Source organism: Streptomyces sp. NPDC001002 (genome assembly GCF_053599215.1).
On sequence record NZ_JBSFLV010000068.1, the window covers coordinates 1 to 25,818 of the forward strand.

Annotated in this window: 27 protein-coding genes; 20 read left to right on the forward strand and 7 right to left on the reverse strand. The window is 69.4% G+C overall.

Features of this window, described 5'->3' with window-relative positions; translation table 11 throughout:
* The 14 genes from ACWDR3_RS27810 to ACWDR3_RS27875 form a co-directional block, all read left to right on the forward strand.
* The coding region (locus ACWDR3_RS27810; RefSeq protein ID WP_450355309.1) for an L-threonylcarbamoyladenylate synthase at window positions 1–438 on the forward strand (438 nt) is incomplete at its 5' end.
* Window positions 435–1,115, forward strand: coding sequence for an arsenate reductase/protein-tyrosine-phosphatase family protein (locus ACWDR3_RS27815; protein ID WP_123997733.1), 681 nt, complete (start codon window positions 435–437; stop codon window positions 1,113–1,115). The genes ACWDR3_RS27810 and ACWDR3_RS27815, both read left to right, overlap by 4 nt.
* 70 nt (window positions 1,116–1,185) lie before the next feature.
* Window positions 1,186–2,427, forward strand: a complete 1,242-nt coding sequence (locus ACWDR3_RS27820) for a serine hydroxymethyltransferase (protein ID WP_450355310.1) — start codon at window positions 1,186–1,188, stop codon at window positions 2,425–2,427.
* Between the two features lie 150 nt (window positions 2,428–2,577).
* Window positions 2,578–3,897 carry an MraY family glycosyltransferase gene (locus ACWDR3_RS27825; protein WP_450355311.1) on the forward strand — a complete coding sequence of 440 codons (1,320 nt, stop codon included), beginning with the start codon at window positions 2,578–2,580 and terminating at the stop codon, window positions 3,895–3,897.
* A gap of 302 nt (window positions 3,898–4,199) precedes the next feature.
* Window positions 4,200–4,613, forward strand: coding sequence for a hypothetical protein (locus ACWDR3_RS27830; protein ID WP_450355312.1), 414 nt, complete (start codon window positions 4,200–4,202; stop codon window positions 4,611–4,613).
* Window positions 4,614–4,823: 210 nt separating this feature from the next.
* Window positions 4,824–5,657 carry a F0F1 ATP synthase subunit A gene (atpB, locus tag ACWDR3_RS27835; protein WP_185146045.1) on the forward strand — a complete coding sequence of 278 codons (834 nt, stop codon included), beginning with the start codon at window positions 4,824–4,826 and terminating at the stop codon, window positions 5,655–5,657.
* A 76-nt stretch (window positions 5,658–5,733) separates the two neighbouring features.
* Complete coding sequence (gene atpE / locus ACWDR3_RS27840) at window positions 5,734–5,964, forward strand: ATP synthase F0 subunit C (protein ID WP_103780068.1); 231 nt, start codon at window positions 5,734–5,736, stop codon at window positions 5,962–5,964.
* 42 nt (window positions 5,965–6,006) lie between these two features.
* On the forward strand, window positions 6,007–6,558 hold the full coding sequence (locus ACWDR3_RS27845; RefSeq protein WP_401728855.1) for a F0F1 ATP synthase subunit B: 552 nt from the start codon (window positions 6,007–6,009) through the stop codon (window positions 6,556–6,558).
* Complete coding sequence (locus ACWDR3_RS27850; RefSeq protein WP_450355313.1) at window positions 6,555–7,370, forward strand: F0F1 ATP synthase subunit delta; 816 nt, start codon at window positions 6,555–6,557, stop codon at window positions 7,368–7,370. Before ACWDR3_RS27845 ends, ACWDR3_RS27850 begins: the two co-directional genes overlap by 4 nt.
* 191 nt (window positions 7,371–7,561) lie before the next feature.
* Window positions 7,562–9,151 (forward strand): F0F1 ATP synthase subunit alpha, encoded by a 1,590-nt coding sequence (atpA, locus tag ACWDR3_RS27855; protein ID WP_450355314.1) that lies wholly within the window; start codon window positions 7,562–7,564, stop codon window positions 9,149–9,151.
* Between the two features lie 21 nt (window positions 9,152–9,172).
* A complete protein-coding gene (locus ACWDR3_RS27860) occupies window positions 9,173–10,090 on the forward strand; it encodes a F0F1 ATP synthase subunit gamma (protein WP_450355315.1) in 918 nt (305 codons plus the stop codon).
* Window positions 10,090–11,526 (forward strand): F0F1 ATP synthase subunit beta, encoded by a 1,437-nt coding sequence (atpD, locus tag ACWDR3_RS27865; protein WP_450355316.1) that lies wholly within the window; start codon window positions 10,090–10,092, stop codon window positions 11,524–11,526. Before ACWDR3_RS27860 ends, atpD begins: the two co-directional genes overlap by 1 nt.
* 132 nt (window positions 11,527–11,658) lie before the next feature.
* Window positions 11,659–12,033 (forward strand): F0F1 ATP synthase subunit epsilon, encoded by a 375-nt coding sequence (locus tag ACWDR3_RS27870; RefSeq protein ID WP_401728848.1) that lies wholly within the window; start codon window positions 11,659–11,661, stop codon window positions 12,031–12,033.
* Window positions 12,034–12,181: 148 nt separating this feature from the next.
* Window positions 12,182–12,628 carry a DUF2550 domain-containing protein gene (locus tag ACWDR3_RS27875; RefSeq protein ID WP_142142521.1) on the forward strand — a complete coding sequence of 149 codons (447 nt, stop codon included), beginning with the start codon at window positions 12,182–12,184 and terminating at the stop codon, window positions 12,626–12,628.
* 18 nt (window positions 12,629–12,646) lie between these two features.
* Here ACWDR3_RS27875 and ACWDR3_RS27880 read toward each other — a convergent pair whose 3' ends face one another.
* The 3 genes from ACWDR3_RS27880 to ACWDR3_RS27890 form a co-directional block, all read right to left on the reverse strand.
* Complete coding sequence (locus tag ACWDR3_RS27880; protein WP_450355317.1) at window positions 12,647–14,464, reverse strand: glycosyl hydrolase family 18 protein; 1,818 nt, start codon at window positions 14,462–14,464, stop codon at window positions 12,647–12,649.
* Window positions 14,465–14,599: 135 nt separating this feature from the next.
* Window positions 14,600–15,241, reverse strand: coding sequence for a response regulator (locus ACWDR3_RS27885; protein ID WP_450355318.1), 642 nt, complete (start codon window positions 15,239–15,241; stop codon window positions 14,600–14,602).
* Window positions 15,238–16,428: a sensor histidine kinase gene (locus ACWDR3_RS27890; RefSeq protein WP_450355319.1), complete on the reverse strand. Its 1,191-nt coding sequence runs from the start codon at window positions 16,426–16,428 to the stop codon at window positions 15,238–15,240. Before ACWDR3_RS27890 ends, ACWDR3_RS27885 begins: the two co-directional genes overlap by 4 nt.
* A 187-nt stretch (window positions 16,429–16,615) precedes the next feature.
* Between ACWDR3_RS27890 and ACWDR3_RS27895 the strand changes: the two genes are divergently transcribed.
* Window positions 16,616–17,260 (forward strand): hypothetical protein, encoded by a 645-nt coding sequence (locus ACWDR3_RS27895; RefSeq protein WP_450355320.1) that lies wholly within the window; start codon window positions 16,616–16,618, stop codon window positions 17,258–17,260.
* On the opposite strand, the gene ACWDR3_RS27900 is transcribed toward ACWDR3_RS27895, so the two are convergent.
* Genes ACWDR3_RS27900 through ACWDR3_RS27910 form a run of 3 tightly spaced genes read right to left on the reverse strand, consistent with a single transcriptional unit; the run spans window position 17,177 to window position 19,326 of the window.
* Window positions 17,177–17,749, reverse strand: a complete 573-nt coding sequence (locus ACWDR3_RS27900; protein WP_450355321.1) for a cob(I)yrinic acid a,c-diamide adenosyltransferase — start codon at window positions 17,747–17,749, stop codon at window positions 17,177–17,179. The genes ACWDR3_RS27895 and ACWDR3_RS27900 overlap by 84 nt on opposite strands.
* A 13-nt stretch (window positions 17,750–17,762) precedes the next feature.
* A complete protein-coding gene (locus ACWDR3_RS27905; RefSeq protein WP_450355343.1) occupies window positions 17,763–18,512 on the reverse strand; it encodes an ABC transporter permease in 750 nt (249 codons plus the stop codon).
* 31 nt (window positions 18,513–18,543) lie between these two features.
* Window positions 18,544–19,326, reverse strand: coding sequence for an ABC transporter ATP-binding protein (locus tag ACWDR3_RS27910; protein WP_450355322.1), 783 nt, complete (start codon window positions 19,324–19,326; stop codon window positions 18,544–18,546).
* A gap of 80 nt (window positions 19,327–19,406) precedes the next feature.
* Here ACWDR3_RS27910 and ACWDR3_RS27915 point away from each other — a divergent pair, with 80 nt between their 5' ends.
* The 4 genes from ACWDR3_RS27915 to ACWDR3_RS27930 all read left to right on the forward strand — a co-directional run bounded on the left by ACWDR3_RS27915 (window position 19,407) and on the right by ACWDR3_RS27930 (window position 24,293).
* Complete coding sequence (locus ACWDR3_RS27915) at window positions 19,407–20,048, forward strand: TetR/AcrR family transcriptional regulator (RefSeq protein WP_450355323.1); 642 nt, start codon at window positions 19,407–19,409, stop codon at window positions 20,046–20,048.
* A 135-nt stretch (window positions 20,049–20,183) separates the two neighbouring features.
* The gene (locus tag ACWDR3_RS27920) at window positions 20,184–21,032 is read left to right on the forward strand and encodes a 3-hydroxyacyl-CoA dehydrogenase family protein (protein ID WP_450355324.1); all 849 of its coding nucleotides are present in this window, start codon (window positions 20,184–20,186) and stop codon (window positions 21,030–21,032) included.
* 177 nt (window positions 21,033–21,209) lie between these two features.
* The gene (locus ACWDR3_RS27925; RefSeq protein WP_123997713.1) at window positions 21,210–21,533 is read left to right on the forward strand and encodes an STAS domain-containing protein; all 324 of its coding nucleotides are present in this window, start codon (window positions 21,210–21,212) and stop codon (window positions 21,531–21,533) included.
* A 243-nt stretch (window positions 21,534–21,776) separates the two neighbouring features.
* The gene (locus tag ACWDR3_RS27930; RefSeq protein WP_450355325.1) at window positions 21,777–24,293 is read left to right on the forward strand and encodes an ATP-binding protein; all 2,517 of its coding nucleotides are present in this window, start codon (window positions 21,777–21,779) and stop codon (window positions 24,291–24,293) included.
* 110 nt (window positions 24,294–24,403) lie between these two features.
* Here the strand turns inward: ACWDR3_RS27930 and nucS are convergent, their stop codons facing one another.
* Entirely contained in the window at window positions 24,404–25,075 is a 672-nt protein-coding gene (nucS, locus tag ACWDR3_RS27935; RefSeq protein WP_401728833.1) for an endonuclease NucS, read from the reverse strand.
* Between the two features lie 312 nt (window positions 25,076–25,387).
* On the opposite strand from nucS, the gene ACWDR3_RS27940 reads away from it, so the two are divergent.
* Window positions 25,388–25,780: an SCO5389 family protein gene (locus ACWDR3_RS27940; protein ID WP_280880658.1), complete on the forward strand. Its 393-nt coding sequence runs from the start codon at window positions 25,388–25,390 to the stop codon at window positions 25,778–25,780.
* Window positions 25,781–25,818 lie beyond the last annotated feature (38 nt).

The window sequence follows — 25,818 nt, forward strand, 5'->3', positions numbered from 1 at the left end:
TCCCCGAACACCCTGCACGGCCTCGTCACGGACTTCTCCGAGCTGGCCTGGGAGCTGGTCGACGCCTTCTGGCCGGGCGCCCTCACGCTCGTCGCCAAGCACCAGCCGTCCCTCCAGTGGGACCTCGGGGACACCCGCGGCACGGTCGCCGTCCGCATGCCGCTGCACCCCGTCGCCATCGAACTCCTCACCGAGGTCGGCCCGATGGCCGTCTCCTCCGCCAACCTGACCGGCCACCCGGCGCCGGAGGACTGCGACGCCGCGCAGGAGATGCTCGGCGACTCCGTCTCCGTCTACCTCGACGGCGGCCCGACCCCGGGCAACGTGCCGTCCTCCATCGTCGACGTCACCGGCCCGGTGCCGGTGCTGCTGCGCGCGGGCGCGCTGTCGGCCGAGGAGCTGAGGAAGGTCGTACCCGACCTCGAGGTGGCGAATTGACGGCCCCTGAAGCGGGGCGTGGCATAGGCAACGGGGAACGCGCCACGGAGATCACGACGACGTTCGTCGGGCTCCCGCGCGACAGCTTCCGCATCCTCCACGTCAGCACCGGAAACGTATGCCGCTCGCCCATCACCGAGCGGCTGACCCGGCATTACGTGAAGCAGCGGCTCGGCATCCTGGGCGGCGGGCTGATCGTGGAGAGCGCGGGCACCTGGGGTCACGAGGGCGCGCCCATGGAGGCCAACGCGGAGGCGGTCCTGGCCGACTTCGGCGCGGACGCCTCCGGCTTCGTCGGCCGTGAGCTGCTCGACGAGCACGTCATCAGGGCCGACCTGGTGCTGACCGCGACCCGCGACCACCGCCAGCAGGTCATCTCCATGGGCCACTCCGCGGGCCTGCGCACCTTCACGCTGAAGGAGTTCACCCGGCTGGTCCGGGCGATAGACACCGCGACCCTGCCGCCCCTGGAGGACGGCGTGGTCGTGCGCGCGCGTGCCCTGGTGCGCGCGGCCGCCGCCCTGCGCGGCTGGCTCCTGGCCCCGACCGCCGAGGCGGACGAGGTCTACGACCCCTACGGCGCCCCGCTGACGTTCTTCCGCTCCATCGGGGACGAGATACACCAGGCCGTGGACCCGGTCGTCACGGCGCTCACCGGCGTCTCCGCGCGCACGTAACGGTCGCGCACCCCGTCGGCCCCGGGCCTACATTGGACGTACGTCATCCTCGACGCCCCCGGAGCCCACCATGGCGGTCATCCACACCCTTGAGGCCACGGACGTCCTGCGTCGCCAGGACCCGGAACTCGCCGAGATCCTGCTCGGAGAGCTGGCACGGCAGTCGACGACGCTCCAGCTCATCGCCGCCGAGAACTTCACCTCGCCCGCGGTGCTCGCCGCGCTCGGCTCACCGCTGGCCAACAAGTACGCCGAGGGCTACCCGGGCGCCCGCCACCACGGCGGCTGCGAGATCGTCGACGTCGCCGAACGCGTCGCCGTCGACCGCGCGAAAGCCCTGTTCGGCGCCGAGCACGCCAACGTCCAGTCCCACTCGGGCTCCTCGGCCGTGCTCGCCGCGTACGCCGCCCTGCTGCGCCCCGGCGACACCGTCCTCGCCCTCGGCCTGCCCTACGGCGGCCACCTCACCCACGGCTCGCCCGCCAACTTCTCCGGCCGCTGGTTCGACTTCGTCGGCTACGGCGTGGACGCGGAGACCGGCCTCATCGACTACGACCAGGTCCGCGCCCTGGCCCGTACCCACCGCCCCAAGGCGATCGTGTGCGGCTCGATCGCCTACCCGCGGCACGTCGACTACGCCCTCTTCCGCGAGGTCGCCGACGAGGTGGGCGCCTATCTCATCGCCGACGCGGCCCACCCCATCGGGCTCGTCGCCGGGGGAGCGGCGCCCAATCCGGTGCCGTACGCCGATGTCGTCTGTGCCACCACCCACAAGGTGCTGCGCGGGCCGCGCGGCGGGATGCTGCTGTGCGGCGCGGAGCTCGCGGGGCGGGTGGACCGGGCCGTGTTCCCCTTCACGCAGGGCGGGGCGCAGATGCACACCATCGCCGCGAAGGCGGTCGCGTTCGGGGAGGCGGCAACACCGGCGTTCACCGCGTACGCCCATCAGGTGGTCGCCAATGCGAGGGTACTGGCGGCCGGTCTCGCGGCGGAGGGGCTCGTCGTCACGACCGGCGGGACGGACACCCACCTGATCACCGCAGACCCCGCGCCCCTCGGCATCGAGGGCCGGGCCGCACGCGGCCGGCTCGCCGCGGCCGGTCTGGTCCTGGACTGCTGCGCGCTGCCGCACGGGGACGGCCGTGGACTGCGCCTTGGCACGGCGGCCCTGACCACGCAGGGCATGGGGGAGGAGGAGATGGCGTACGTGGCGGCGCTGGCGGCGCGCGTGCTGCGCGGGGAGACCGAGAGCCAGAAGGCGCGTGACGAGGTGCGTGAGCTGGCGGGTAGATTTCCTCCGTACAGCGGCTGAGCGGGGGTACACGCACCTGCGTACACCTGGGTGCAATCCGCGTGCACAGGCACGCGTGCAACCATCGTCGCTACCCGGAAGTCCCCACTCATATGCGTCCCTCGCTAGGGTGTGGGGCTGAGATGGCCAGCGAGACCTGTGGGGAAGCCTGTGCGTGAATACCTGCTGACGCTCTGCATCACGGCCGCGGTGACGTATCTGCTGACAGGGCCGGTGCGGAAGTTCGCGATCGTGGCCGGAGCGATGCCGCAGATCAGGGCCCGTGACGTGCACCGGGAACCCACTCCGCGGCTCGGCGGTATCGCGATGTTCTTCGGCCTGTGCGCCGGACTGCTGGTCGCGGACCATCTGACCAACCTCAGCGAGGTCTTCGACAACTCCAACGAGCCGCGCGCGCTGCTCTCCGGAGCGGCCGTGATCTGGCTGATCGGTGTCCTGGACGACAAGTTCGAGATCGACGCCCTGATCAAGCTGGGCGGCCAGATGATCGCCGCGGGCGTGATGGTCATGCAGGGTCTGACGATCCTGTGGCTGCCCATCCCGAAGGTCGGCACGGTCGCGCTGACCCAGTGGCAGGGCACCCTGCTGACGGTCGCGCTCGTCGTCATCACCATCAACGCCGTCAACTTCGTGGACGGCCTCGACGGCCTCGCCGCCGGCATGGTGTGCATCGCGGCCGCCGCGTTCTTCATGTACACGTACCGCATCTGGTACTCGTACGGCATCGAGGCCGCCGCCCCCGCGACGCTGTTCGCGACCATCCTCATGGGGATGTGCCTGGGCTTCCTGCCGCACAACATGCATCCCGCGCGCATCTTCATGGGGGACTCGGGCTCGATGCTGATCGGGCTGGTGCTCGCGGCGGGCGCGATCTCCGTGACAGGTCAGGTCGACCCGGACAACCTGTTCAGTTCCGAGCGCTCCACCGTGCACCAGATGGTGCCCGTCTACATCCCGCTGCTGATGCCGCTGACCATCATCGCGGTGCCCACCGCCGACCTGGTCCTGGCCATCGTGCGCCGGACCTGGAAGGGCCAGTCGCCGTTCGCCGCCGACCGCGGGCATCTGCACCACCGGCTCCTGGAGATCGGCCACTCGCACAGCCGGGCGGTGCTGATCATGTACTTCTGGTCGGCGCTGATCGCGTTCGGGGCGCTCGCCTACTCGGTCAACTCGGCTTCCATGTGGATCGTGTTGGGGATCGTGTTCCTCAGCGCCATCGGTCTCGCGCTGTTGCTGCTGCCGCGCTTCACCCCGCGCGCCCCGCGTTGGGCCGAGGCGTTCGTGCCGCCGCGCTACCGGCGCCGCCGGCGGTCCGCCGAGGGGGAGCACGGCGAGGAACTGGAGCCGGTGGCCGCCGCATTGGCGGAGGAGGCGGCCGAGGACTGTGCGGAATCTCGCACTCCGGTTGCCGTCGGCGTATCGGGAGTCAACGGGGCGACCGCACTCAGTGCCCGGCGTCGGCGCTGATCTCGACAAGGTAAGAATCTGACTAGAGCATTGCCAACTCGTGGGGGAGCAAAGCTTCCCAATACCAGACAAGTTGCCCGTGATTCCGCACAGACGCGCACTCTCACTCTCATGTGTGACAGCGAGCACACCTACTTGGTAAAGACCGCATCAAATAGTTTGTGATACGGTTCACGAGAACCCCGGACAGAGCCGAAGGACCGTAGTGCGACGGTCCATTGGCGTGAGACTCCTCATCGCCCCGGGGCTACGCTCGTCCATGACGACACCCCCAGCCCCCCTGCGAAAGCGGAGTTGCCGCCATGCCGTCCAATGACGTCCGGATCCTGGCCCAGGCCGCCGTGCCCACGGCTGCCGTCGGCGCGATCGCCGCCGTCGTCAGCGGCGTGGTCGCGGGTGGCAAGGGCGCGATCGGGGCGGCTGTCGCGACGCTGATCGTCATCCTCTTCATGGGAATCGGGCTCTACGTTCTGCAGCGCACTGCCAAATCGCTTCCGCACTTGTTCCAGATGATGGGTCTGATGCTCTACGCGGCACAGATTCTTCTGCTGTTCATGTTCCTCGCGATCTTCAAGAACACGACGTTGTTCAACCCCCGGGCCTTCGCGCTCACGCTCGTCGCGGGCACTCTCGCCTGGATCGGCGCGCAGACGCGAGCCCACATGAAGGCCAAGATCCTCTACGTCGAGCCCGAAAAGACGGGGCACTCGTCGTGAGAGGTAGGGCCGGGATAAAAGCGCACGCGGGACCCTGCTATCGTCCGGTGCCAACTGCGGCATCGCGGGCGCGGGCATCTGAGCTGACGCCTGCTCAATCGCGAGGCGAGATGCCCCCCAGCCGCCCCCACATCCGTCACACCAGTCCCGTGCCGAACCGCGGCCTCGCGCCGCGCCGACACAACGAGGTTGCCGTACCTATGCGCCACGATGAAGGAGCCCGCGGTGAGTGCTGATCCGACGCAGACGCTCGCTTTCGACACGAGCTGCCACCTGTTCGACGGGTGCGGCTTCCCGGCTCCGGGCCTGCACTCGTTCCTGTTCGAGCCGATCGCCGGCGACACCGACGGCCTGTACTTCAACAAGCCGATGCTGCTGGCCCTGCTCGGTTCGATCCTCGTGGTGGGCTTCTTCTGGGCCGCTTTCCGCAAGCCCCAGATCGTGCCGGGCAAGCTCCAGATGGTCGCCGAGGCCGGATACGACTTCGTCCGGACCGGCATCGTCTACCAGACGATCGGAAAGCGCGAGGGCGAGAAGTACGTACCGCTCGCCGTCTCGCTGTTCTTCTTCATCTGGATGATGAACCTCTGGTCGATCGTCCCGCTCGCGTCCTTCCCGGTGACGTCGATCATCGCCTACCCGATGGTGCTGGCGGCGATCGTCTACATCACCTGGGTCTCGCTCACCTTCAAGCGGCACGGCTTCGTCGGCTTCTTCAAGAACGTCACCGGGTACGACAAGTCGCTCGGCGCCGTCCTGCCGCTCTCCATGACCATCGAGTTCTTCTCGAACCTGCTGGTCCGTCCGTTCACGCACGCGGTGCGACTCTTCGCAAACATGTTCGCCGGTCACACCCTGCTGCTGCTCTTCACGATCGCCAGCTGGTACATGCTGAACGGCATCGGCATCGCCTACTCCGCTGTCTCGTTCGTGATGGTCATCGTGATGACCGCCTTCGAGCTCTTCATCCAAGCGGTTCAGGCGTACGTCTTCGTCCTCCTGACCTGCACCTTCATCCAGGGCGCGCTCGCCGAGAACCACTGAGCGACCCCCTGACCCAACCGACAGACCCACCGGTGGCCAACCCCCACCGGTCACTGAAAGAGAAGGAAGAACCGGCATGTCCGCTCTCCAGACCCTCGCTGCGGTCGACGGCAACCTCGGCTCCATCGGTTACGGCCTCGCCGCGATCGGCCCGGGCGTCGGCGTCGGCATCATCTTCGGCAACGGCACCCAGGCCCTCGCCCGCCAGCCCGAGGCGGCCGGCCTCATCCGCGCCAACCAGATCCTCGGCTTCGCGTTCTGTGAGGCGCTGGCCCTCATCGGCCTCGTCATGCCGTTCGTCTACTAAGACGAACGACGACGACAGCCCCATTCGACGAAAGGCACTGATGTGAACCACGCACTGGTTCAGCTGGCGGCCGAGGCGGAGAAGGAGAATCCCCTCGTTCCGCCGTGGCCGGAGCTCGTCATCGGCCTGATCGCCTTCGTCATCGTCTTCGGCTTCCTCGCCAAGAAGCTCCTCCCGACCATCAACAAGGTTCTGGAAGAGCGTCGCGAGGCCATCGAGGGCGGTATCGAGAAGGCCGAGGCCGCACAGACCGAGGCCCAGAGCGTCCTTGAGCAGTACAAGGCCCAGCTCGCCGAGGCCCGGCACGAGGCCGCGCGTCTGCGCCAGGAGGCGCAGGAGCAGGGCGCCACGCTCATCGCGGAGATGCGGGCCGAGGGCCAGCGTCAGCGCGAGGAGATCGTCGCCGCCGGTCACGCCCAGATCGAGGCCGACCGCAAGGCCGCCGCGTCCGCGCTGCGCCAGGACGTGGGCAAGCTCGCCACCGACCTGGCCGGCAAGCTCGTCGGTGAGTCCCTTGAGGACCACGCCCGGCAGAGCCGCGTGATCGACCGTTTCCTCGATGACCTTGAGGAGAAGGCCGAGGCGGCTCGATGAACGGAGCGAGCCGCGAGGCCCTGGCAGCCGCACGCGAGCGTCTCGACGCCCTGACGGACAGCACGTCCGTGGACGCCGGCTCGCTCGCCGCCGAGCTGGCCGCCGTCACCGCGCTGCTCGACCGCGAGGTGTCCCTGCGTCGGGTCCTCACCGACCCGGCGCAGGACGGTGCGGGCAAGGCACAGCTGGCCGAGCGCCTCTTCGGCGGTCAGGTCGGCGGGACCACCGTGGACCTGGTGTCCGGCATGGTCCGCTCGCGCTGGTCGCAGTCGCGGGACCTGGCGGACGCGCTGGAGGAGCTGGCCAACGTCGCCGACCTCACCGCGGCCCAGCAGGCCGGCGCGCTCGACAACGTGGAGGACGAGCTGTTCCGGTTCGGCCGGATCGTCTCCTCCAGCACCGAGCTGCGTGCCGCGCTGACCGGCCGCAAGGACGTCGGCACCGCCAAGACCGAGTTGCTGCACCGCCTGCTCGACGGCCGGGCCAACCCGACCACCGAGCGTCTGGTGACGCGTCTGGTCACCGCGCCCCGGGGACGTAGCCTGGAGGCGGGACTGGAGTCCCTGTCCAAGCTCGCCGCCGAGCGCCGGGACCGCATGGTGGCCGTGGTCACCTCGGCCGAGCCGCTGAGCGACTCGCAGAAGCAGCGCCTGGGCGCCGCCCTCGCGAAGCTCTACGGCCGCCCGATGCACCTGAACCTCGACGTCGACCCCGAGGTCGTCGGCGGGCTGCGGGTGCAGGTCGGTGACGAGGTCATCAACGGTTCGGTCGCGGACCGCATCGAGGACGCCGCCCGCCGCCTGGCGAGCTAGCAGCAACTTCAAAGCAGCAGAGCAGTACAGCAGCAGAGCAGTACAGCAGTAGCAGCACGACAGCAGTAGTGACAGAGCAGTACGTACCTACGGCCCGGTTGGGCCGTGCAGAGGATTCACCTCTTTCAGGGGGGAGTCCCCATCCCCCCAAAGTGAAACTTCGGGCCCAACAAGGAGAGCAGGGAACCCAGATGGCGGAGCTCACGATCCGGCCGGAGGAGATCCGGGACGCGCTGGAGAACTTCGTCCAGTCGTACAAGCCGGACGCGGCCTCGCGCGAGGAGGTCGGTACGGTCACCCTTGCCGGCGACGGCATCGCGAAGGTCGAGGGCCTCCCCTCGGCCATGGCCAACGAACTGCTGAAGTTCGAGGACGGCACCCTCGGTCTCGCGCTCAACCTCGAAGAGCGTGAGATCGGTACCGTCATCCTCGGCGAGTTCAGCGGTGTCGAGGAGGGCCAGCCGGTCACCCGCACCGGAGAGGTCCTGTCCGTCGCCGTCGGCGAGGGCTACCTCGGCCGTGTCGTCGACCCGCTCGGCAACCCGATCGACGGCCTCGGCGAGATCGAGACCACCGGCCGCCGCGCCCTGGAGCTGCAGGCGCCGGGCGTCATGGTCCGCAAGTCGGTGCACGAGCCGATGGAGACCGGCTACAAGGCCGTCGACGCGATGACCCCGATCGGCCGTGGCCAGCGTCAGCTGATCATCGGCGACCGTCAGACCGGCAAGACCGCCCTGGCCGTCGACACGATCATCAACCAGCGCGACAACTGGCGCTCGGGCGACGTGAACAAGCAGGTCCGCTGCATCTACGTCGCCATCGGTCAGAAGGGCTCCACCATCGCCTCCGTGCGTGGTGCGCTCGAAGAGGCCGGCGCCCTGGAGTACACGACCATCGTCGCCGCCCCGGCGTCCGACCCGGCCGGCTTCAAGTACCTGGCGCCGTACACCGGTTCGGCCATCGGCCAGCACTGGATGTACGACGGCAAGCACGTCCTCATCATCTTCGACGACCTCTCGAAGCAGGCCGACGCCTACCGCGCCGTGTCCCTGCTGCTGCGCCGTCCGCCGGGCCGTGAGGCCTACCCGGGTGACGTCTTCTACCTGCACTCCCGTCTGCTGGAGCGCTGCGCGAAGCTCTCCGACGACATGGGCAAGGGCTCGATGACCGGTCTGCCGATCGTCGAGACCAAGGCCAACGACGTCTCGGCGTTCATCCCGACCAACGTCATCTCCATCACCGACGGCCAGTGCTTCCTGGAGTCGGACCTCTTCAACGCCGGTCAGCGCCCCGCGCTGAACGTCGGTATCTCCGTCTCCCGAGTCGGTGGTTCCGCGCAGCACAAGGCGATGAAGCAGGTCTCCGGCCGACTGCGCCTCGACCTCGCCCAGTACCGCGAGCTGGAGGCGTTCGCCGCCTTCGGTTCCGACCTGGACGCCGCGTCGAAGGCCCAGCTGGAGCGCGGTCAGCGGCTGGTCGAGCTGCTCAAGCAGCCGCAGTACCAGCCGATGCCCACCGAGGACCAGGTCGTCTCCGTGTGGTCCGCGACCACCGGCAAGATGGACGACGTACCGGTCGACGACATCCGGCGCTTCGAGAAGGAGCTCCTGGAGTACCTGCACCGCAAGCAGCAGGGCCTCATGACCTCCATCAAGGAGGGCGGCAAGATGTCGGACGACACCCTCACCGCCGCAGCGGACGCGATCGCCGACTTCAAGAAGCAGTTCGAGACCTCGGACGGCAAGCTTCTCGGCGAGGACGCCCCGGCCGCGGCCAAGTGACGTAAGGAAGGGACCTGACTCATGGGAGCCCAGCTCCGGGTCTACAAGCGTCGCATCCGATCCGTCACCGCGACCAAGAAGATCACCAAGGCGATGGAGATGATCGCCGCCTCGCGCGTCGTCAAGGCGCAGCGCAAGGTGAGGGCCTCCACGCCGTACGCGACCGAGCTCACCCGCGCGGTCACGGCGGTCGGCACCGGTTCGAACACCAAGCACCCGCTGACCACCGAGGCCGAGTCGCCGACCCGTTCCGCGGTTCTGCTCCTCACGAGCGACCGCGGTCTGGCCGGCGCCTTCAACTCCAACGCCATCAAGGCGGCGGAGCAGCTGACCGCGCGTCTTGAGGCCGAGGGCAAGGAGGTCGACACGTACATCGTCGGCCGCCGCGGTCTGGCCCACTACAACTTCCGCGAGCGCAAGGTCGTGGAGTCGTGGTCGGGCTTCACCGACGAGCCCACGTACGCGGACGCGAAGAAGGTCGCGGGTCCGCTGATCGAGGCGATCGAGACGGAGACGGCGGAGGGCGGCGTGGACGAACTCCACATCGTCTACACCGAGTTCGTGTCGATGATGACGCAGACGGCGATCGACAGCCGACTGCTTCCGCTCAGCCTCGAAGAGGTGGCGGAGGAGGCGGCGCCCAAGGGCGAGATCCTTCCGCTGTACGACTTCGAGCCGTCGGCGGAGGACGTCCTGGACGCCCTGCTGCCGCGGTACGTGGAGAGCCGTATCTACAACGCGCTGCTCCAGTCGGCCGCTTCGAAGCACGCCGCCACGCGCCGTGCGATGAAGTCGGCCACCGACAACGCGGGAGACCTGATCACCACGCTCTCCCGACTTGCCAACGCGGCCCGCCAGGCCGAAATCACCCAGGAAATCAGCGAGATCGTCGGTGGCTCCGCAGCCCTGGCCGACGCGACCGCGGGGAGTGACAGGTAATGACGACGACAGTTGAGACGGCCGTTGCCACGGGCCGCGTCGCCCGGGTCATCGGCCCGGTCGTCGACGTGGAGTTCCCCGTCGACGCGATGCCGGAGATCTACAACGCTCTGCACGTAGAGGTGGCCGACCCGGCCCTCGACGGTGCGAAGAAGACGCTGACCCTGGAGGTCGCCCAGCACCTGGGTGACGGCCTGGTCCGCACCATCTCGATGCAGCCCACCGACGGTCTGGTCCGCCAGGCCGCCGTCACCGACACGGGCACGGGCATCACCGTCCCGGTCGGCGACTTCACCAAGGGCAAGGTGTTCAACACCCTCGGCGAGGTCCTGAACAGCGACGAGAAGTACGACGGCGAGCGCTGGTCCATCCACCGCAAGGCCCCGCGTTTCGACGAGCTCGAGTCGAAGACCGAGATGTTCGAGACCGGCGTCAAGGTCATCGACCTGCTCACCCCGTACGTCAAGGGTGGCAAGATCGGCCTGTTCGGCGGTGCCGGCGTCGGCAAGACGGTGCTCATCCAGGAGATGATCTACCGCGTCGCCAACAACCACGACGGTGTCTCCGTGTTCGCCGGTGTCGGCGAGCGCACCCGTGAGGGCAACGACCTCATCGAGGAGATGGCCGACTCGGGCGTCATCGACAAGACCGCCCTGGTCTTCGGTCAGATGGACGAGCCCCCGGGCACGCGTCTTCGTGTGGCGCTTGCCGGTCTGACCATGGCGGAGTACTTCCGCGATGTGCAGAAGCAGGACGTGCTGTTCTTCATCGACAACATCTTCCGCTTCACGCAGGCCGGTTCCGAGGTCTCGACCCTGCTCGGCCGTATGCCCTCCGCGGTGGGCTACCAGCCGAACCTGGCCGACGAGATGGGTCTCCTCCAGGAGCGCATCACCTCGACCCGTGGTCACTCGATCACCTCGATGCAGGCGATCTACGTCCCCGCGGACGACCTGACCGACCCGGCCCCGGCCACCACCTTCGCCCACCTCGACGCGACGACGGTTCTCTCCCGTCCGATCTCCGAGAAGGGCATCTACCCGGCCGTGGACCCGCTGGACTCCACGTCCCGCATCCTGGACCCCCGCTACATCGCGGCGGACCACTACAACACCGCCATGCGCGTCAAGACGGTGCTGCAGAAGTACAAGGACCTCCAGGACATCATCGCCATCCTCGGTATCGACGAGCTCGGCGAGGAGGACAAGCTCACCGTCCACCGCGCCCGTCGCGTGGAGCGCTTCCTGTCCCAGAACACCCACGTCGCCAAGCAGTTCACCGGCGTCGACGGGTCGGACGTCCCGCTGGAGGAGTCGATCACCGCGTTCAACGCGATCATCGACGGTGAGTACGACCACTTCCCGGAGCAGGCGTTCTTCCTCTGCGGTGGCATCGAGGACCTGAAGGCCAACGCCAAGGAGCTGGGCGTCTCCTGAGCCCTGAGCTCGACGTGAGTCGGATGACTCACAGGTGAGGGGGCGGGGCACGTCCCGCCCCCTCATTCACGCCCACTAGACTTGTAACCAACACCCGGCACAACCGCCGGGTGGTGACCCGAGGAGCCAACCTTGGCTGCTGAGCTGCACGTCGCGTTGGTCGCGGCCGACCGAGAGGTCTGGTCCGGCGAGGCCACCCTGGTCGTCGCGCGCACCACGTCCGGCGACATCGGCGTCATGCCCGGTCACCAGCCGCTGCTCGGTGTGCTGGAGTCGGGCCCGGTGACCATCCGTACGAGCGACGGGGGAACGGTCGTGGCAGCTGTCCACGGCGGTTTCATCTCGTTCGCGGACAACAAGCTGTCCCTGCTGGCCGAGATCGCCGAGCTGTCGGACGAGATCGACGTCCAGCGCGCGGAGCGGGAGCTGGAGCGCGCGAAGGCGGAGGGCGACGCCTCCGCGGAGCGCCGTGCGGACGTACGACTGCGTACGGCGGCCGGGAGCTGAGCTTGAGCCCAGCGCAGCTGCGATGACGTCACTCAGCCGCGATCGGCACCGGAGCAATCCGGAGCCGGTCGCGGCTGAGGCAGATCTGGATGTTTTTTCCGTTCCGTTATCTGTTTTCGGTACCTAGGAGACGAGGAGGTCGGTGTCGATGGTCCTCGCTCTGACTGTGTGCGGAATCGTCGTGGCCCTGGTGGTGCTGGGGTTGTTCGTCTTCGGCCTGCGCCGCAGACTCATCCAGCGCTCCGGCGGCACCTTCGACTGTTCCCTGCGCTGGGACGTCCCGGAGAAACCCGACACCAGTGGAAAAGGCTGGAGTTACGGCGTCGCCCGCTACAACGGCGACCGCATCGAGTGGTACCGCGTCTTCTCCTACGCCTACCGTCCGCGCCGGGTCCTGGAGCGCGCCGCGATCGAGGTGGCCGGCCGCCGACTGCCCGAGGGCGAGGAGGAGTTGGCGCTGCTGTCCGACGCCGTGGTCCTCACCTGTCTGCACCGGGGCACGCGGCTCGAACTCGCCATGAGCGATGACGCGCTGACCGGATTTCTCGCGTGGCTGGAGGCAGCCCCGCCCGGTCAGCGCGTCAACGTCGCTTAGCTGTTATCGGCAACTCGCTTACGCGAGGCCGTTGTTGATGGCGGTCACCAGCTCACCGTTGCTGGTGTCGCCGCTGAAGTCCCAGAAGAACGCGCCGCCCAGACCCTGGGTCTTGGCCCAGCTCATCTTTCCGGCGATCGTGCTCGGGGTGTCGTACGACCACCAGTTGTTGCCGCAGTAGGCGTACGCCGTGCCGGCGATCGTGCCGGTGGCCGGGCAGGACGTCTTGAGGACCTTGTAGTCCTCGATGCCCTGCTCGTAGGTACCCGGGGCGGGGCCGGTGGCCGAGCCGCCGGGTGCGGCCTGGGTCACGCCGGTCCAGCCTCTGCCGTAGAAGCCGATGCCGATGAGCAGCTTGCTCGCGGCGACGCCCTTCGACTTGAACTTGGCGATCGCGTCGGCCGTGGTGAACCCGGCCTGCGGGATGCCGGTGTAGGTGGTGAGCGGGGAGTGCGGGGCGGTCGGGCCGTCCGCGTCGAAGGCGCCGAAGAAGTCGTACGTCATCACGTTGTACCAGTCGACGTACTGGGCCGCGCCCGCGTAGTCGGCGGCGTCGATCTTGCCGCCGGAGGTGCCGTCCGCCGTGGTGGCGGCGGTGACCAGGTAGTTGGAGCCGAACTTGGTGCGCAGCGCGGACATCAGGTTCTTGTACGCGGCGGCACCGCTGGTGTCGCAGGTCAGGCCGCAGGCGTTCGGGTACTCCCAGTCGATGTCGATGCCGTCGAAGACATCGGCCCAGCGCGGGTCCTCGACCAGGCTGTAGCAGGAGTTGGCGAATGCGGTCGGGTTGGCCGCCGCCTGGGCGAAGCCGCCGGACCAGGTCCAACCGCCGAAGGACCACAGGATCTTGATGTTCGGGTACTTGGCCTTCAGCTGGCGCAGCTGGTTGAAGTTGCCCGCCAGCGGCTGGTCCCAGGTGTCGGCGACGCCGCTGACCGACTGGTCCGCGGTGAACGTCTTCTGGTAGTCGGCGTAGGCGTCACCGATCGCGCACTGCCCGTTCGTCACATTGCCGAACGCGTAGTTGATGTGCGTGATCTTCGAGGCCGAGCCCGAGGTCACCAGGTTCTTGACCTGGTAGTTGCGGGTGTAGGTGCCCCACTCGGTGAGATAGCCGAGCTTGACCTTGTTGCCGGTGGTCGGGGGAGTGGTGCCGCCCGTGGTGTGCACGGCGACCGCGCCGCTGACCGGGCCGGTCTGGTCGACGGTGTCCCGGGCCTGGATCGTGTACGAGTAGTCGGTGCCGGCGGTCAGGCCGGTGTTGGTGTACGACGTCGTCGTCACCGTGGCGACCTTGGCGCCGTCGCGCAGCACGTCGTAGTTCTTGATGCCCTTGTCGTCGGTGGCCGCCGACCAGGACAGGTTCACCGAGGTGTCGGTGATGTTCGAGGCGGTCGGGGTGCCGGGCGCGGAGGGCGCCGCGTCACCGGGGACCGTGGTGCCGTCGCAACTGTCGCCGTTCAGCTTGCAGTTGGAGGGCGAGCCGGAGCCGGCGCCGTTGAAGCCGAAGGAGACGGAGGCGCCCGCGGCGATGGTGCCGTTGTAGGACTTGTTCTTCGCGGTCCAGTGGGTGCCGGAGGACGTGACGTCGGCGTCCCAGGCGGAGGTGACGGACGTACCGGAGGGGAAGTCCCACTCGACCGTCCATGAACTGATCGCGCTGGTACCGGTGTTCTTGACGGTCCACTGACCGCCGAAGCCGGTGCCCCAGTCGCTGGTCTTGGTGAAGGTGGCGGTCGCCGTGGCGGCCTGGGCGGGGCTCGCGAGGCCGATGAGACCGGCCAACGGGAGCAGCAGGGACGCGAACCCTGCGGCGGCTCTGTGTCTGAAGCGCATGGTGCGCCTCCTCTTTTCAAAGAGCTCAAAGAGCGGGGGTGGGGGTGCGACTGAGCCTTCGCACCCACGGTGCCGCGAGAATAGAAAGGTCTGGACCACAGGTCAAGAGGTCTGGACCACTACTCGTATACGGGATCAGATCCCCAACTCCTGCGCCAGTACGGCCGCTTGCACCCGGCTGCGCAGCTCCAGCTTGCCCAGCAATCGGCTGACGTGCGTCTTCACCGTCGCCTCCGCCATGTCCAGCCGGGACGCGATCTCCGCGTTGGACATTCCCTCGCCGAGGCACGACAACACCTCCCGCTCCCGTCGGGTCAGGGCGTCGAGGACGGACAGGTCGGCTTTCGGCCGCGGTGCCGGTACCGCGGCGAACTCGGCGATGAGCCGCCGGGTCACGGCCGGGGCGATCAGGCCCTCGCCGCGCGCGACCGTACGCACCGCCTCCAACAGGTCCTTGGCGTCGGTGTTCTTCAGAAGGAAACCTGCGGCGCCCGCGCGCAGCGCCCCGAAGACGTACTCGTCGAGGTCGAACGTGGTCAGCACGAGGACGTCGGCCAGCCCCTCCGCGACCACCTGCCGGGTCGCCGACACCCCGTCCAGGCGCGGCATCTGAATGTCCATCAGCACCAGGTCCGGCCGCAACTCCCGCGCCAGGGCCACCGCTTGCTCCCCGTCCGCCGCCTGGCCGACCACCTTGATGTCGGGGGCGCTGCGCAGGATGAGGACCAGCCCGGCGCGCACGGCGGACTGGTCCTCGGCGACCAGGACACGGATCATTCGGGCGCTCCTTCGCTGAGGGGGAGGGCGGCCCGTACCGACCAGATCTTGCCGCCCGCCGCGTCGTTCTCGGGCCCCGCCTCGAAGGTGCCCTTCAACAGCGCGGTCCGCTCCCGCATACCCACCAGACCGGCACCGGAACCGGGCGCGCGGGGCCCGTCACGATGACCGAACGGGCTGGTCACGGCGATGGTCAAGGCCCCGTCCGACTCTTTCAGGACGACCGTGACGACCCCCGGTCCCGCGTGCTTGAGCGCGTTGGTCAGCGATTCCTGGACGATCCGGTACGCCGCCAACTCGACCGGCGCGGGCAGCCGTTCGGCGTGCGCGGCCTCCAGGGTGACGTCGAGGCCGTTGGACCGGGCACCGGCAACCAGGGCGCCGAGCCCTTCGAGGGTGGGTGCGGCGGTGGGCTCCTTGTCGCCGCTGTCGTCGCGGAGGATCCCGATCAGCCGGCGCATCTCCGCGAGCCCCTCGACACTGTTCTCCCGGATCACCCCGAGCGCCTCCTGCGAGGTCTTGGGGTCGTCGAGCGAGAGCGCGGCCGTGGAGTGGATGGCGATCGCCGACAGGTGGTTGGCGACCATGTCGTGCAACTCCCGTGCCATCCGGGCGCGTTCGGCGGTCACCGCCTGGACGCGGTCCATCTCGGCGAGCAGCGCGGTCTGTTCGGCGCGCAGCCGGGCGCTGTCGGCGGCGTCACGGTGGTTGCGGACGATCCAGCCGGTGGCCGCGGGCGTGAACGCCACCAGCCCGACGGCCACCCCGATCAGCAGGGCCTCGGGCTTGCGCAGGGTCGCGAGGGGCAGCACGGTGGCGACCACCGTCATCAGCCCGCTGATCCACAGCACCCGGCGGGCGACGGCGGGCGGGGTGTACAGCACGCCCGCGTAGACGAGGTCCGTGAACATCACGAGGGTGGCCAGATTGCCCTGCGTGATGGTGTCGACGGTCAGCGCGGCCACGCCGATCAGCAGGCCCGTACGCGGTCGGGTCCGGCGCAGCAGCTCGCAGCCGGCCATCACGAACAGCGGCACCAGGATCGGCCAGTGGCCGTGCCAGCGGACGATCGGGTCGTCCTGCGGCCGGATGCCGACGCTCACCGCCCAGACGATCAGCCCGCCGAGCAGGCCCCCGACGGCGATGCGTACGTCGTCGCGGTGCGGGCGGGGGAGTGTCACGGCCATGACTCCATCCAACACGGCACCCGCCCCGCCCGCCTGCTCCCCGGGAACGGTCCTCGACTGCATCGTTCGATGTACCGCGACTTCCTCACCGCCGACGACGAATCGCCGCCCGCGCGCCGCGAGCCTGGAGAGGTGACCACAACCCCGCCATTGACCACCACCGCACCACCGCAGTGAGGAGCACACCGTGATCGTCGCCCTGATCATCGCCTGCGAGGTCGGGTTCTGGGTGCTGCTGGCCGCCGGGCTGGCCGTCCGCTACCTGCTCAAGATGCGCCGCACGAGCGTGGCGCTGCTGCTGTGCGAGCCGGTCCTCGAACTGGTCCTGTTCGTCGTGACGGCCGTGGACCTCAAGAACGGCGCAGAACCGAGCTGGGAACACGGCCTCGCCGCCCTCTACATCGGCTTCACCGTCGCCTACGGCCACTACACGATCCGCTGGCTGGACGGCCACGCCGCCCACCGCCTGGCCGGCGCCCCGCGCCCGCCGAAGCCGCCCCGCTACGGAGCGCCCCGGGCCCTGCACGAGGGCCGGCTCTGGCTGCGCACGGTCCTGATGGCCGCCGTCGCCTGCGCCCTGCTCCAGGCCGCGATCTGGTACGTCGGCGAGGGCGACACCTCGTCCCTGCGCAGCTTCCAGTGGGTGGCGCTCAGGGCCGTCGGCATCCACGGCCTGATCGCGCTGACGTACGTGATCTGGCCGAAGAAGCGCCCGGAGACGGAGCCGGAGGCGGGGGTGGAGTCGGGGTCAGCGCTCTCCGCCGGGGACCCACAGCACGTCTCCGACACTCGCGTTCGCCGTGCGCGCAAGGATGAAGAGCAGGTCCGATAGCCGGTTGAGGTAGGTCGCGGTGAGGGGGTTCATGACCTCGCCGTGGACCTCCATCGCGGTCCACGTCGACCGCTCGGCCCGGCGGACGACCGTGCAGGCCTGGTGGAGCAGGGCCGCGCCCGGGGTGCCGCCGGGGAGGATGAAGGAGCGCAGCTTCTCCAGCTCCTCGTTGAAGCGGTCACAGTCGGCCTCCAGCTTGTCGACGTAGAACTGCTCGACCCGCAGCGGCGGGAACTCCGGGTTCTCCACCACCGGCGTCGCCAGGTCCGCGCCCACGTCGAAGAGGTCGTTCTGGACGCGGACGAGGACCTTGACGATCTCCTCGTCCAGGCCGCCCAGCGCGATCGCCGTGCCGATCACCGCGTTCGCCTCGTTGGCGTCGGCGTACGCGGAGATCCGCAGATCGGTCTTGGCGACCCGGCTCATGTCGCCGAGGGCGGTGGTGCCCTGGTCGCCGGTCCTGGTGTAGATGCGCGTCAGATTGACCATGGGGCCAGCGTAGTTACGCCCCGGCGGTCCGGAACACGCGTGTGCCCACCGTCACGGTCAGTGTCGCGAGGGCGACGGCCACCAGGACCCCGTAGAGCATGGGGGCGCTCGTGTACGAGCCGACGTACGCGTCCCGCACCGCGTCCACCAGATAGCGCAGCGGCATGACGTGCGAGAGCAGGTCCAGCCAGCCCGGGGCCAGGGACATCGGGAGCATCAGGCCGGACAGCAGCATCGACGGCATGGTCACGGCGTTGACCAGCGGCCCGAACTCCTGCGGGGTGGAGAACCGCATCGCCACGGCGTACGACAGCGAGCCCAGCGAGACGGTGAGCAGGCCGACGAAGGCGAACCCGATCAGGACGCCGGCCAGCGGTGCGCGCAGCCCCATCACCACGGCCGCCAGCACCAGCAGCACCGCCTGGGCGACGAGGACCGTGGCGTCCCGCAGCACCCGGCCGAGCAGCAGCGCGAGCCGGCTGACCGGGGTCACCCGCATCCGCTCGACCACGCCCTGCCCCTTCTCGACGATGACCGAGAAGCCGGCGAACGCGGCCCCGAACAGCCCGAGTTGAAGCAGCAGCCCGGGCACGAGCACCTGCCAGGAGCTGCCTTGACCGCCGAGCGGCAACTCAGTGAGCAGCGGACCGAAGAACAGCAGGTACAGCAACGGCATCAACAACCCGAAGAGCAACGCGAATCGGGAGCGCAGCGACTGGCGCAGATAGCGCCCGTAGATCAGCGCGGTGTCGTGGACGAACATCTGACTCCTCATGCGGTGGTTCCGGGGGCGGCTATACGGCTACGGGGGCCGCGTCGGCCGGGGCGGGGCCGCGGCCGGTGATGGCGAGGAAGGTGTCCTGGAGGGTCGCGTCGATCGAGCCGCCGTAGCGCAGTTTCAGCGCGCTCGGCGTGCCCTCGGCCACGACGACGCCCTTGTCGACGATGACCAGCCGGTCCGCGAGGGCGTCGGCCTCGTCGAGGTAGTGGGTCGTCAGGAAGACGGTCGTGCCGTGCTCGTCGCGCAGTCCGCGGATCAGGTCCCACAGGTCGGCGCGGCTGCCGGGGTCGAGGCCGGTCGTGGGCTCGTCGAGGAACAGGACCTTCGGGCGGTGGGCGAGCGCCAGCGCGATGTCCAGGCGCCGCCGCTGACCGCCGGAGAGCGTGCCGCACCTGCGGTCGAGCAGGCCGGTGAGGTCAAGGGCGTCGGCCAACTCCCTTGCCCGCTCGGCTGCTTGATCTTTCGCCAGCCGGTACAGGCGCCCCTGCGTGACGAGTTCCTCGCGTACGGAGATCTGCGGGTCGACGCCGCCGGACTGGGCCACGTATCCGCAGACCCGGCGCACGCCGGTCGGGTCGGTGGCGAGGTCGTGGCCGGCGATGGTGGCCGCGCCGCCGGTGGGTTCGAGGAGGGTCGTGAGCATGCGGAGGGTGGTCGTCTTCCCGGCGCCGTTCGGGCCCAGGAGGCCGAGGATCTCGCCCTCCCGGACGGTGAGGTCGATACCGCGCACGGCCGCCACCGGGCCGAGCCTGCTCTGGAAGGTACGGGCCAGTGAGGCCGTACTGATGATGGGCATGGCACCAGAAAAACAGAGTCTCTTAAAGTTTGCAATGACCCCAAAGTTTCAGAGGGCCCATCGAAGTTAGGATGTGGACCATGGCGGAAGGGCTCAGGGAGCGGAAGAAGCGCGAGACGCGACAGCGCATCTCGGACATTGCCACCGGGCTGTTCGTGGAGCGCGGGTTCATGGACGTGACCATCGCGGAGATCGCGGAGGCGGCCGACGTCTCGGTCAACACCGTCTACAACTACTTCCCCGCCAAGGAGGACCTCTTCCTGGACCGCTCCGCCCAGGCCGTGGGGCAGCCCTCCCGCTGGGTGCGCGGCCGGGACGCGGGGGAGTCGGCGGCCCGGGCCGTCCTGCGGGAACTGCGCGCCGAGGTCGAGGTGGTCTCGCCGCGGGTCGGTCTCATGGCGGGCTACGGCCGCTTCATGCGCGTCATCCACGAGGCCCCGCCCCTGCGTTCGCGGCTGTGGACGCTCCAGCAGGAGATCCTCGACCACCTCGAAGCGACCCTGCGCGAGGAGGTCGGCGCGGCCGCGGACGACCCCCTGCCCGGTCTGATCGCCGGTCAGATCTGCTGGGTCCAGCAGATGGTCATGGTGAGCGTCGGCCGCGCGATGCTCACCGGGCGCAATCCGGACGTAGTGTCACGAGAGGTGCTCGTCCTTCTCGACGAGATCGAGGAGCTGTTGGGCGAGAAGGTGCTCAACTACGCCGTCCGTGGCGCCCCGTGACCCGTGCCGGTGTGATGTCCGTCAGATGAGACGTGACGCGCGTTACTTACCGGTCACACAGCGCTTCGCGAGCGCTAAGGTCCGCCGAAGAGGCAACTAAACAGCGTGTAAGGCGTTCAAAAGGGGAGTCGCACAGTGGCACGGAAGCTGGCCGTCATCGGCGCCGGTCTGATGGGTTCCGGTATCGCCCAGGTCGCCGCGCAGGCAGGCTGGGAGGTGGTCCTCCGGGACGTCACCGACGAGGCGCTGAAGCGTGGCACCGACGGCATCAAGGCCTCGTACGACAAGTTCGTGAGCAAGGGGAAGCTGGAGGCGCACGACGCCGACGCGGCCCTCGGCCGGATCACCGCGACCACCGATCTGGACGCCGCCGCGGACGCCGACCTCGTCGTCGAGGCCGTCTTCGAGAAGCTGGAGGTCAAGCACGAGATCTTCCGCGCGCTCGACAAGATCGTGCGCCCGGATGCCGTGCTGGCGTCCAACACCTCCGCGATCCCGATCACCAAGATCGCGGCGGCCACCGAGCACCCCGAGCGGGTCGTCGGCGTGCACTTCTTCTCGCCGGTGCCGATGATGCAGCTCGTCGAGCTGGTCCGCGGCTACAAGACGAGCGACGAAACCCTCGCCGCCGCGCGGGAGTTCGCCGAGTCCGTCGGCAAGACCTGCATCGTCGTCAACCGCGATGTAGCCGGCTTCGTGACGACCCGTCTCATCTCGGCGCTCGTCGTCGAGGCGACCAAGCTCTACGAGTCGGGTGTGGCGAGCGCCGAGGACATCGACCTCGCCTGCAAGCTGGGCTTCGGGCACGCCATGGGTCCGCTGGCCACGGCCGACCTGACCGGCGTCGACATCCTGCTGCACGCCACCGGCAACATCTACACCGAGACGCAGGACGAGAAGTTCGCGCCGCCGGAGCTGATGCGCCGGATGGTTGACGCCGGTGACATCGGACGCAAGAGCGGGCAGGGCTTCTACACGTACTGAAACACCAGTACGTACAGCCACTGAAACCGCACAGCCCCCGGAGGCATCACCCTCCGGGGTGAATTCGGTATCGGTTCGCTTACAGACGGCAACCTGTTCGCCGCTGAAGCAGTCAGACGTTGCACAGCCACCGTCACGGAGTACGAGGACAGACCACCGCACTCACGGGGAGCGCATATGCACATCAGGGGCGACCACGCCGAGCTGGTCGTCGGGGGCCGCCTCGACGTCCGCAGCGCGGCGGACGCCCGTACGGTCCTGCACTCGGCCGTCGACGACGGAGTCGGCGATCTGGTGCTGGACCTGTCCGAACTGGACTCCTGGGACGCCACCGGACTCGGCGTGATCATGGGCGTCCACCGGCGGGCCGGCCGCTGCGGCCGGCGCCTGGTGCTGCGCGACGTACCGCCGCAGATGCAGCGCCTGCTGGTGGCCACCCGGCTGCACCGGATCCTGGCGATCGAGGGCGGCATCGGCGTGGAGTCACTGCCCCGCGTGTGACGCCCGGCGCGGGGGGACGGGCGGGGCGCGAAACACCGGGCGCGCGCAATCCTCACGAGACTGTGACGTCTCGGGCGGCGCGGTACCCCGGGCTGTCGGACATACTGTGCGAAGGTTTAGGGTTCGCCTGCCCGCCACCTTGATCCCTCGTGTGGGCACCGGACCAGAAGCGACAGCGTGGTGTGCGGCAAGGCCGGGAGGGGCTTGAAGAGCACACGAGCGCTTTTGGGGGGCTTGAAACCTATGGACCCGAACGACCGGGGACCCGAGGAGTACGGCCATGACGCCGACGGCAGCCCGCCGCGTCAGCGCCCGCCCAGGGAACCCCTCACCACCGACTTCGGACAGCACGCACCCGCGCTCGCGCGCACGGTGCAGCTCGTCACCGGCGACTACCTGCTCACCGTCAATCCCGTGGACGGCAGCGAGATAGAGGCCTGCCCGCCCAGCGAACGGCCCGGACGACCCGCGAAGCTCACGGCCGACGAGCGCGTCGAGACGGACCGCGCCGCCCGGCCGCCCGTCCCACCGGGTCCGGCCCAGCCGACCCTGCCCCTGCTGGAGCGCCAGGACGACCGCGAGCGCCTGGTACGGCTGCTCGCGCGCGGTCGCTCGGTCCTGCTGACCGGCCCCGCGGGCTCGGGCCGCACCAGCCTGCTCGACCTGGTCGCCGAGGACTGCGAGGACCTCGCCCCCGACGGCGTCGTCCGCCTCGACGGCTTCCACCGCACCGCCGACGACCTGCTCCACGACCTCTTCTACGCCGTCTACGACGCACCCCTGTACCGGCCGGCCCCCGACGAGCTGCGCGCGCTGGTCCGGGAGATCGGCGCGGTCGTCGTCCTGGACGACCTGGAGTTCGGCGGCGCCGCGCTCGACGAACTCCTGGACGCGACACCCGAGTGCGCCTTCCTGATCGCCGCGACGCCCGACGTACCGGCGCCCTCCGTCGACGCGGCCGTCGAGGAGGTCTTCCTGTCCGGCCTCGACCGCGCGGGCGGCGTGGAGATCCTGGAGCGCGCCGTCGGCCGGGTCCTCACCGAGGAGGAGGCCAACTGGGCGGGCGACCTCTGGTTCGAGTCCGAGGGCCTGCCGCTGCGCTTCGTCCAGGCCGGCGCCCTGCTGCGCCAGCGCGACCAGATCCGCAACGGCACCGGCGCGGTCGACGAGTTCGGCGTCTTCGCGGACGCCCTCCCGGTGGACGCGCCCTTCGAGACCGAGCCCGGCGACGAGGTGCCCCTGCCGTCCCTCGGCGAGGCCGCCGCGCCCGCCCCGCTGCTCGCCGCCCGGCTGAGCGCCTCGGCCCGCGCCACCCTGCGGTTCGCCGTCGCGCTCGGCGGCGAGGTGCCGCACCAGGCCCATCTGCCCGCGCTGGTCGGCGACACCCACGCGGACGCGGCCCTCGGCGAACTCGCGGGCTGCGGCCTCGTCTCCCCGGTCGGCACCCGCTACCGGCTCGCCGCCGGCGTACCGGCCCAGCTGGTGGCCGCCGGATACGGCGACGACGCCCAGGTCCAGGCCCTGGCCGCCGCCCAGCACTACGCCTGGTGGGCCGGCCACCCCTCGGTCACCCCGGAGCGGGTGTGCGCCGAGGCCGACGCCCTGCTCACCGCCCTCGACCTCCTGGTGCCGGGCACCACGGCACCCGCCGAGGACGAGGAGAGCGTCACCGTCCAGCTGGCCCGCACGGCGGCGCCCGCGTTCGCCGCGGGGCTGCACTGGAGCGCCTGGGAGCGGGCCCTGCGGGCCGGTGCCGAGGCCGCGGACCTGTCCGGCGAGGTGTCGGAACAGGCCTATTTCCACCACGAGTTGGGCATTCTCGCGCTCTGCGGCGGAGACTTCGAGCAGGCCCGCGCCGAACTGGAGGCCGCGGTCGGACTGCGCGGCGCGGTCGCCGACAAGCGCGGCAGCGTCGCCGGGCGCCGTGCCCTGGCCCTGGTCGCCGACCGCACCGGCACCACGCCGGGCTTCGGTTCGACCGCGGGCGAGGAGGTGCCGGACGCGCGCTACGAGGAGTCGCAGTCGCCGCCCGGCGGTGTCCCCGCGGTCGTCCTCGCGCTGCCTCCGGGCGGCGACGGCACGACCCTGGTCACCCACCGCACCGGGGCCCCGGGACCCTCCAGGGCCCGCCGTGGCGGTCTGCGGGGCCTGGCCCGGCGCAACCTCGTGGCGGCCGGCGCGGGCGCCCTGCTCGCGGCCGTGCTCGGCACGGTGGTGACGCTCGGCGCCACGTCCAACAACGACGCCGACAACCCGTCGAACCAGGTCGGCCCCAACCCGTCAGCGAGCCAGGGCCTGGAGGACGGCAGCCTGGGCGCCGACCTGCCGGCCAACGACGACGGCAAGGGCGACACCGGTACGGCGACCAGCCGGCCGACCGACCCGGGCCCCGACGGCACGTTCGGCACGTCCGACGACCCGACGCCGCCGTCGGACACGTCGAAGCCGTCGGACAACCCGAGCGGCACGCAGGGCGGGGGCGGTTCCTCGCACTCGCCGTCGCACTCGTCCTCGTCGAAGCCGCCGTCGAGCAGTCCGCCGGCCTCCGATCCGGAGTCTTCGCCGCCAGCGTCGCCGAGTGACACCTCGTCGCCGAGTCCGACGGAGACCACGCCGCCCACGGAAACGACTCCGCCGACCGAGCCGGGCACCACCGACACGGCCAGTGGCCCCGCCTCCTCAAGTGCCCCTGCGGAGACCACCAGTTCGGCGTCCGCGCCGGAGACCACCACCGCGAGCAGCTCGGGTGACGTGATCTGAGGTACCGCTACACGTGAGGGCCGGGTCCGTTGTCCACGGACCCGGCCCTCACTGTCGTAGAAGTCGCTGCGCCGCGGCCGGAAAAGCGTCGGAGGGCGTCGCAACAGGCGTCAGAACAGGCGGAGTTTGTCGTCCTCGATGCCGCGCAGGGCGTTGTAGTCCAGGACCGTGCAGCCGATGCCGCGGTCGGTGGCGAGGACGCGGGCCTGGGGCTTGATCTCCTGGGCCGCGAAGATGCCGCGGACCGGGGCGAGATGGGGATCGCGGTTCAACAGCTCCAGATAGCGGGTGAGTTGCTCCACGCCGTCGATCTCGCCGCGCCGCTTGATCTCGATCGCGACGGTCTGCCCTTCGGCGTCCCGGCACAGGATGTCGACCGGGCCGATGGCCGTCATGTACTCGCGGCGGATGAGCGTGTAGCCCTCGCCGAGGGTGTCGATGCGGTCGGCGAGCAGTTCCTGGAGGTGTGCTTCCACGCCGTCCTTGATCAGGCCCGGGTCCACGCCGAGTTCGTGCGAGGAATCGTGGAGGATCTCCTCCATCGTGATGATCAGCTTCTCGCCGGCCTTGTTGACGACGGTCCAGACGCCTTCCTCGTCGCCCGTGCCCTCCTTGAGCGTGCAGGGCGGCGACATCCAGTTCAGGGGCTTGTAGGCGCGGTCGTCCGCGTGGATGGAGACGCTGCCGTCCGCCTTCACCAGGATCAGGCGGGGTGCCGCGGGGAGGTGGGCGGTGAGCCGGCCCGCGTAGTCGACGGAGCAACGGGCAATGACGAGACGCATGGTCGGCAACGCTACTCGACGGGCAGTGGTCCACGCGATTCGCCCTCCCGTCTCCCACCACCGCCCTCAACCGAGGCCCTGCGGGCCGCCCCTTTGATCCCGGAAGACCCCCAGACAACCCTTGTTCATTTATGGCTGATTGTGGGTCTAACGAGGTCTCCGCATGTACGCATTCGCCTGGTGTCGTCACGGTCGGTTGCTTACCGTAGTAAACGGGAGGTCGCGAAACGTGTACGCAGCGTGTTCGATATCGCGAACTCCCTTACCTGTCCGGGAACCCCTGTGGACTACAGGGGTCTGAGAGGAGAACCCATGTCGCTCGACGTCTCACCGGCCCTACTCGAACAGGCCGAGCGAGGCGAGGTCGACGAAGCGGAATTCGTCGACTGCGTCCGGACCTCCCTGCCCTACGCATGGGAGATGATCAGCTCCCTGGTGGCCCAGCTGAAGGTGGACGGCGGTAACTTCGCCGACAACCAGACGCCGCCGCCGGACGAGCAGGCACGCGGTCAGTTGCTGCGTGCGCTCGCGAGTGACGCGATACGCGGCGCGCTGCAACGGCACTTCGGTGTGCGGCTGGCCTTCCAGAACTGCCACCGGGTGGCGGTGTTCCCGCTGGACGCCTCGGTCGACGAGACGCTGGCCCGCTTCACCTCGGTGCGCAGTCAGTTGCTCAACCAGTCCCCGGAGTTCAGGGACTGCTGAGCGGCACCGCCGACTTGCCGCTCCGTACGCGGGAGGTG

What these genes read in the sequence shown, in the direction of transcription:
- atpD (WP_450355316.1), top strand. Translation starts at nt 10,090, where the DNA reads ATGACGACGACAGTTGAGACGGCCGTTGCCACGGGCCGCGTCGCCCGG.
- ACWDR3_RS27820 (WP_450355310.1), top strand. Translation starts at nt 1,186, where the DNA reads ATGGCGGTCATCCACACCCTTGAGGCCACGGACGTCCTGCGTCGCCAG.
- ACWDR3_RS27940 (WP_280880658.1), top strand. Translation starts at nt 25,388, where the DNA reads ATGTCGCTCGACGTCTCACCGGCCCTACTCGAACAGGCCGAGCGAGGC.
- ACWDR3_RS27900 (WP_450355321.1), bottom strand. Translation starts at nt 17,749, where the DNA reads ATGGTCAATCTGACGCGCATCTACACCAGGACCGGCGACCAGGGCACC.
- atpA (WP_450355314.1), top strand. Translation starts at nt 7,562, where the DNA reads ATGGCGGAGCTCACGATCCGGCCGGAGGAGATCCGGGACGCGCTGGAG.
- atpE (WP_103780068.1), top strand. Translation starts at nt 5,734, where the DNA reads ATGTCCGCTCTCCAGACCCTCGCTGCGGTCGACGGCAACCTCGGCTCC.
- ACWDR3_RS27910 (WP_450355322.1), bottom strand. Translation starts at nt 19,326, where the DNA reads ATGCCCATCATCAGTACGGCCTCACTGGCCCGTACCTTCCAGAGCAGG.
- ACWDR3_RS27880 (WP_450355317.1), bottom strand. Translation starts at nt 14,464, where the DNA reads ATGCGCTTCAGACACAGAGCCGCCGCAGGGTTCGCGTCCCTGCTGCTC.
- ACWDR3_RS27905 (WP_450355343.1), bottom strand. Translation starts at nt 18,512, where the DNA reads ATGTTCGTCCACGACACCGCGCTGATCTACGGGCGCTATCTGCGCCAG.
- ACWDR3_RS27915 (WP_450355323.1), top strand. Translation starts at nt 19,407, where the DNA reads ATGGCGGAAGGGCTCAGGGAGCGGAAGAAGCGCGAGACGCGACAGCGC.
- ACWDR3_RS27885 (WP_450355318.1), bottom strand. Translation starts at nt 15,241, where the DNA reads ATGATCCGTGTCCTGGTCGCCGAGGACCAGTCCGCCGTGCGCGCCGGG.
- atpB (WP_185146045.1), top strand. Translation starts at nt 4,824, where the DNA reads ATGAAGGAGCCCGCGGTGAGTGCTGATCCGACGCAGACGCTCGCTTTC.
- ACWDR3_RS27890 (WP_450355319.1), bottom strand. Translation starts at nt 16,428, where the DNA reads ATGGCCGTGACACTCCCCCGCCCGCACCGCGACGACGTACGCATCGCC.
- nucS (WP_401728833.1), bottom strand. Translation starts at nt 25,075, where the DNA reads ATGCGTCTCGTCATTGCCCGTTGCTCCGTCGACTACGCGGGCCGGCTC.
- ACWDR3_RS27830 (WP_450355312.1), top strand. Translation starts at nt 4,200, where the DNA reads ATGCCGTCCAATGACGTCCGGATCCTGGCCCAGGCCGCCGTGCCCACG.
- ACWDR3_RS27860 (WP_450355315.1), top strand. Translation starts at nt 9,173, where the DNA reads ATGGGAGCCCAGCTCCGGGTCTACAAGCGTCGCATCCGATCCGTCACC.
- ACWDR3_RS27930 (WP_450355325.1), top strand. Translation starts at nt 21,777, where the DNA reads ATGGACCCGAACGACCGGGGACCCGAGGAGTACGGCCATGACGCCGAC.
- ACWDR3_RS27925 (WP_123997713.1), top strand. Translation starts at nt 21,210, where the DNA reads ATGCACATCAGGGGCGACCACGCCGAGCTGGTCGTCGGGGGCCGCCTC.
- ACWDR3_RS27875 (WP_142142521.1), top strand. Translation starts at nt 12,182, where the DNA reads ATGGTCCTCGCTCTGACTGTGTGCGGAATCGTCGTGGCCCTGGTGGTG.
- ACWDR3_RS27850 (WP_450355313.1), top strand. Translation starts at nt 6,555, where the DNA reads ATGAACGGAGCGAGCCGCGAGGCCCTGGCAGCCGCACGCGAGCGTCTC.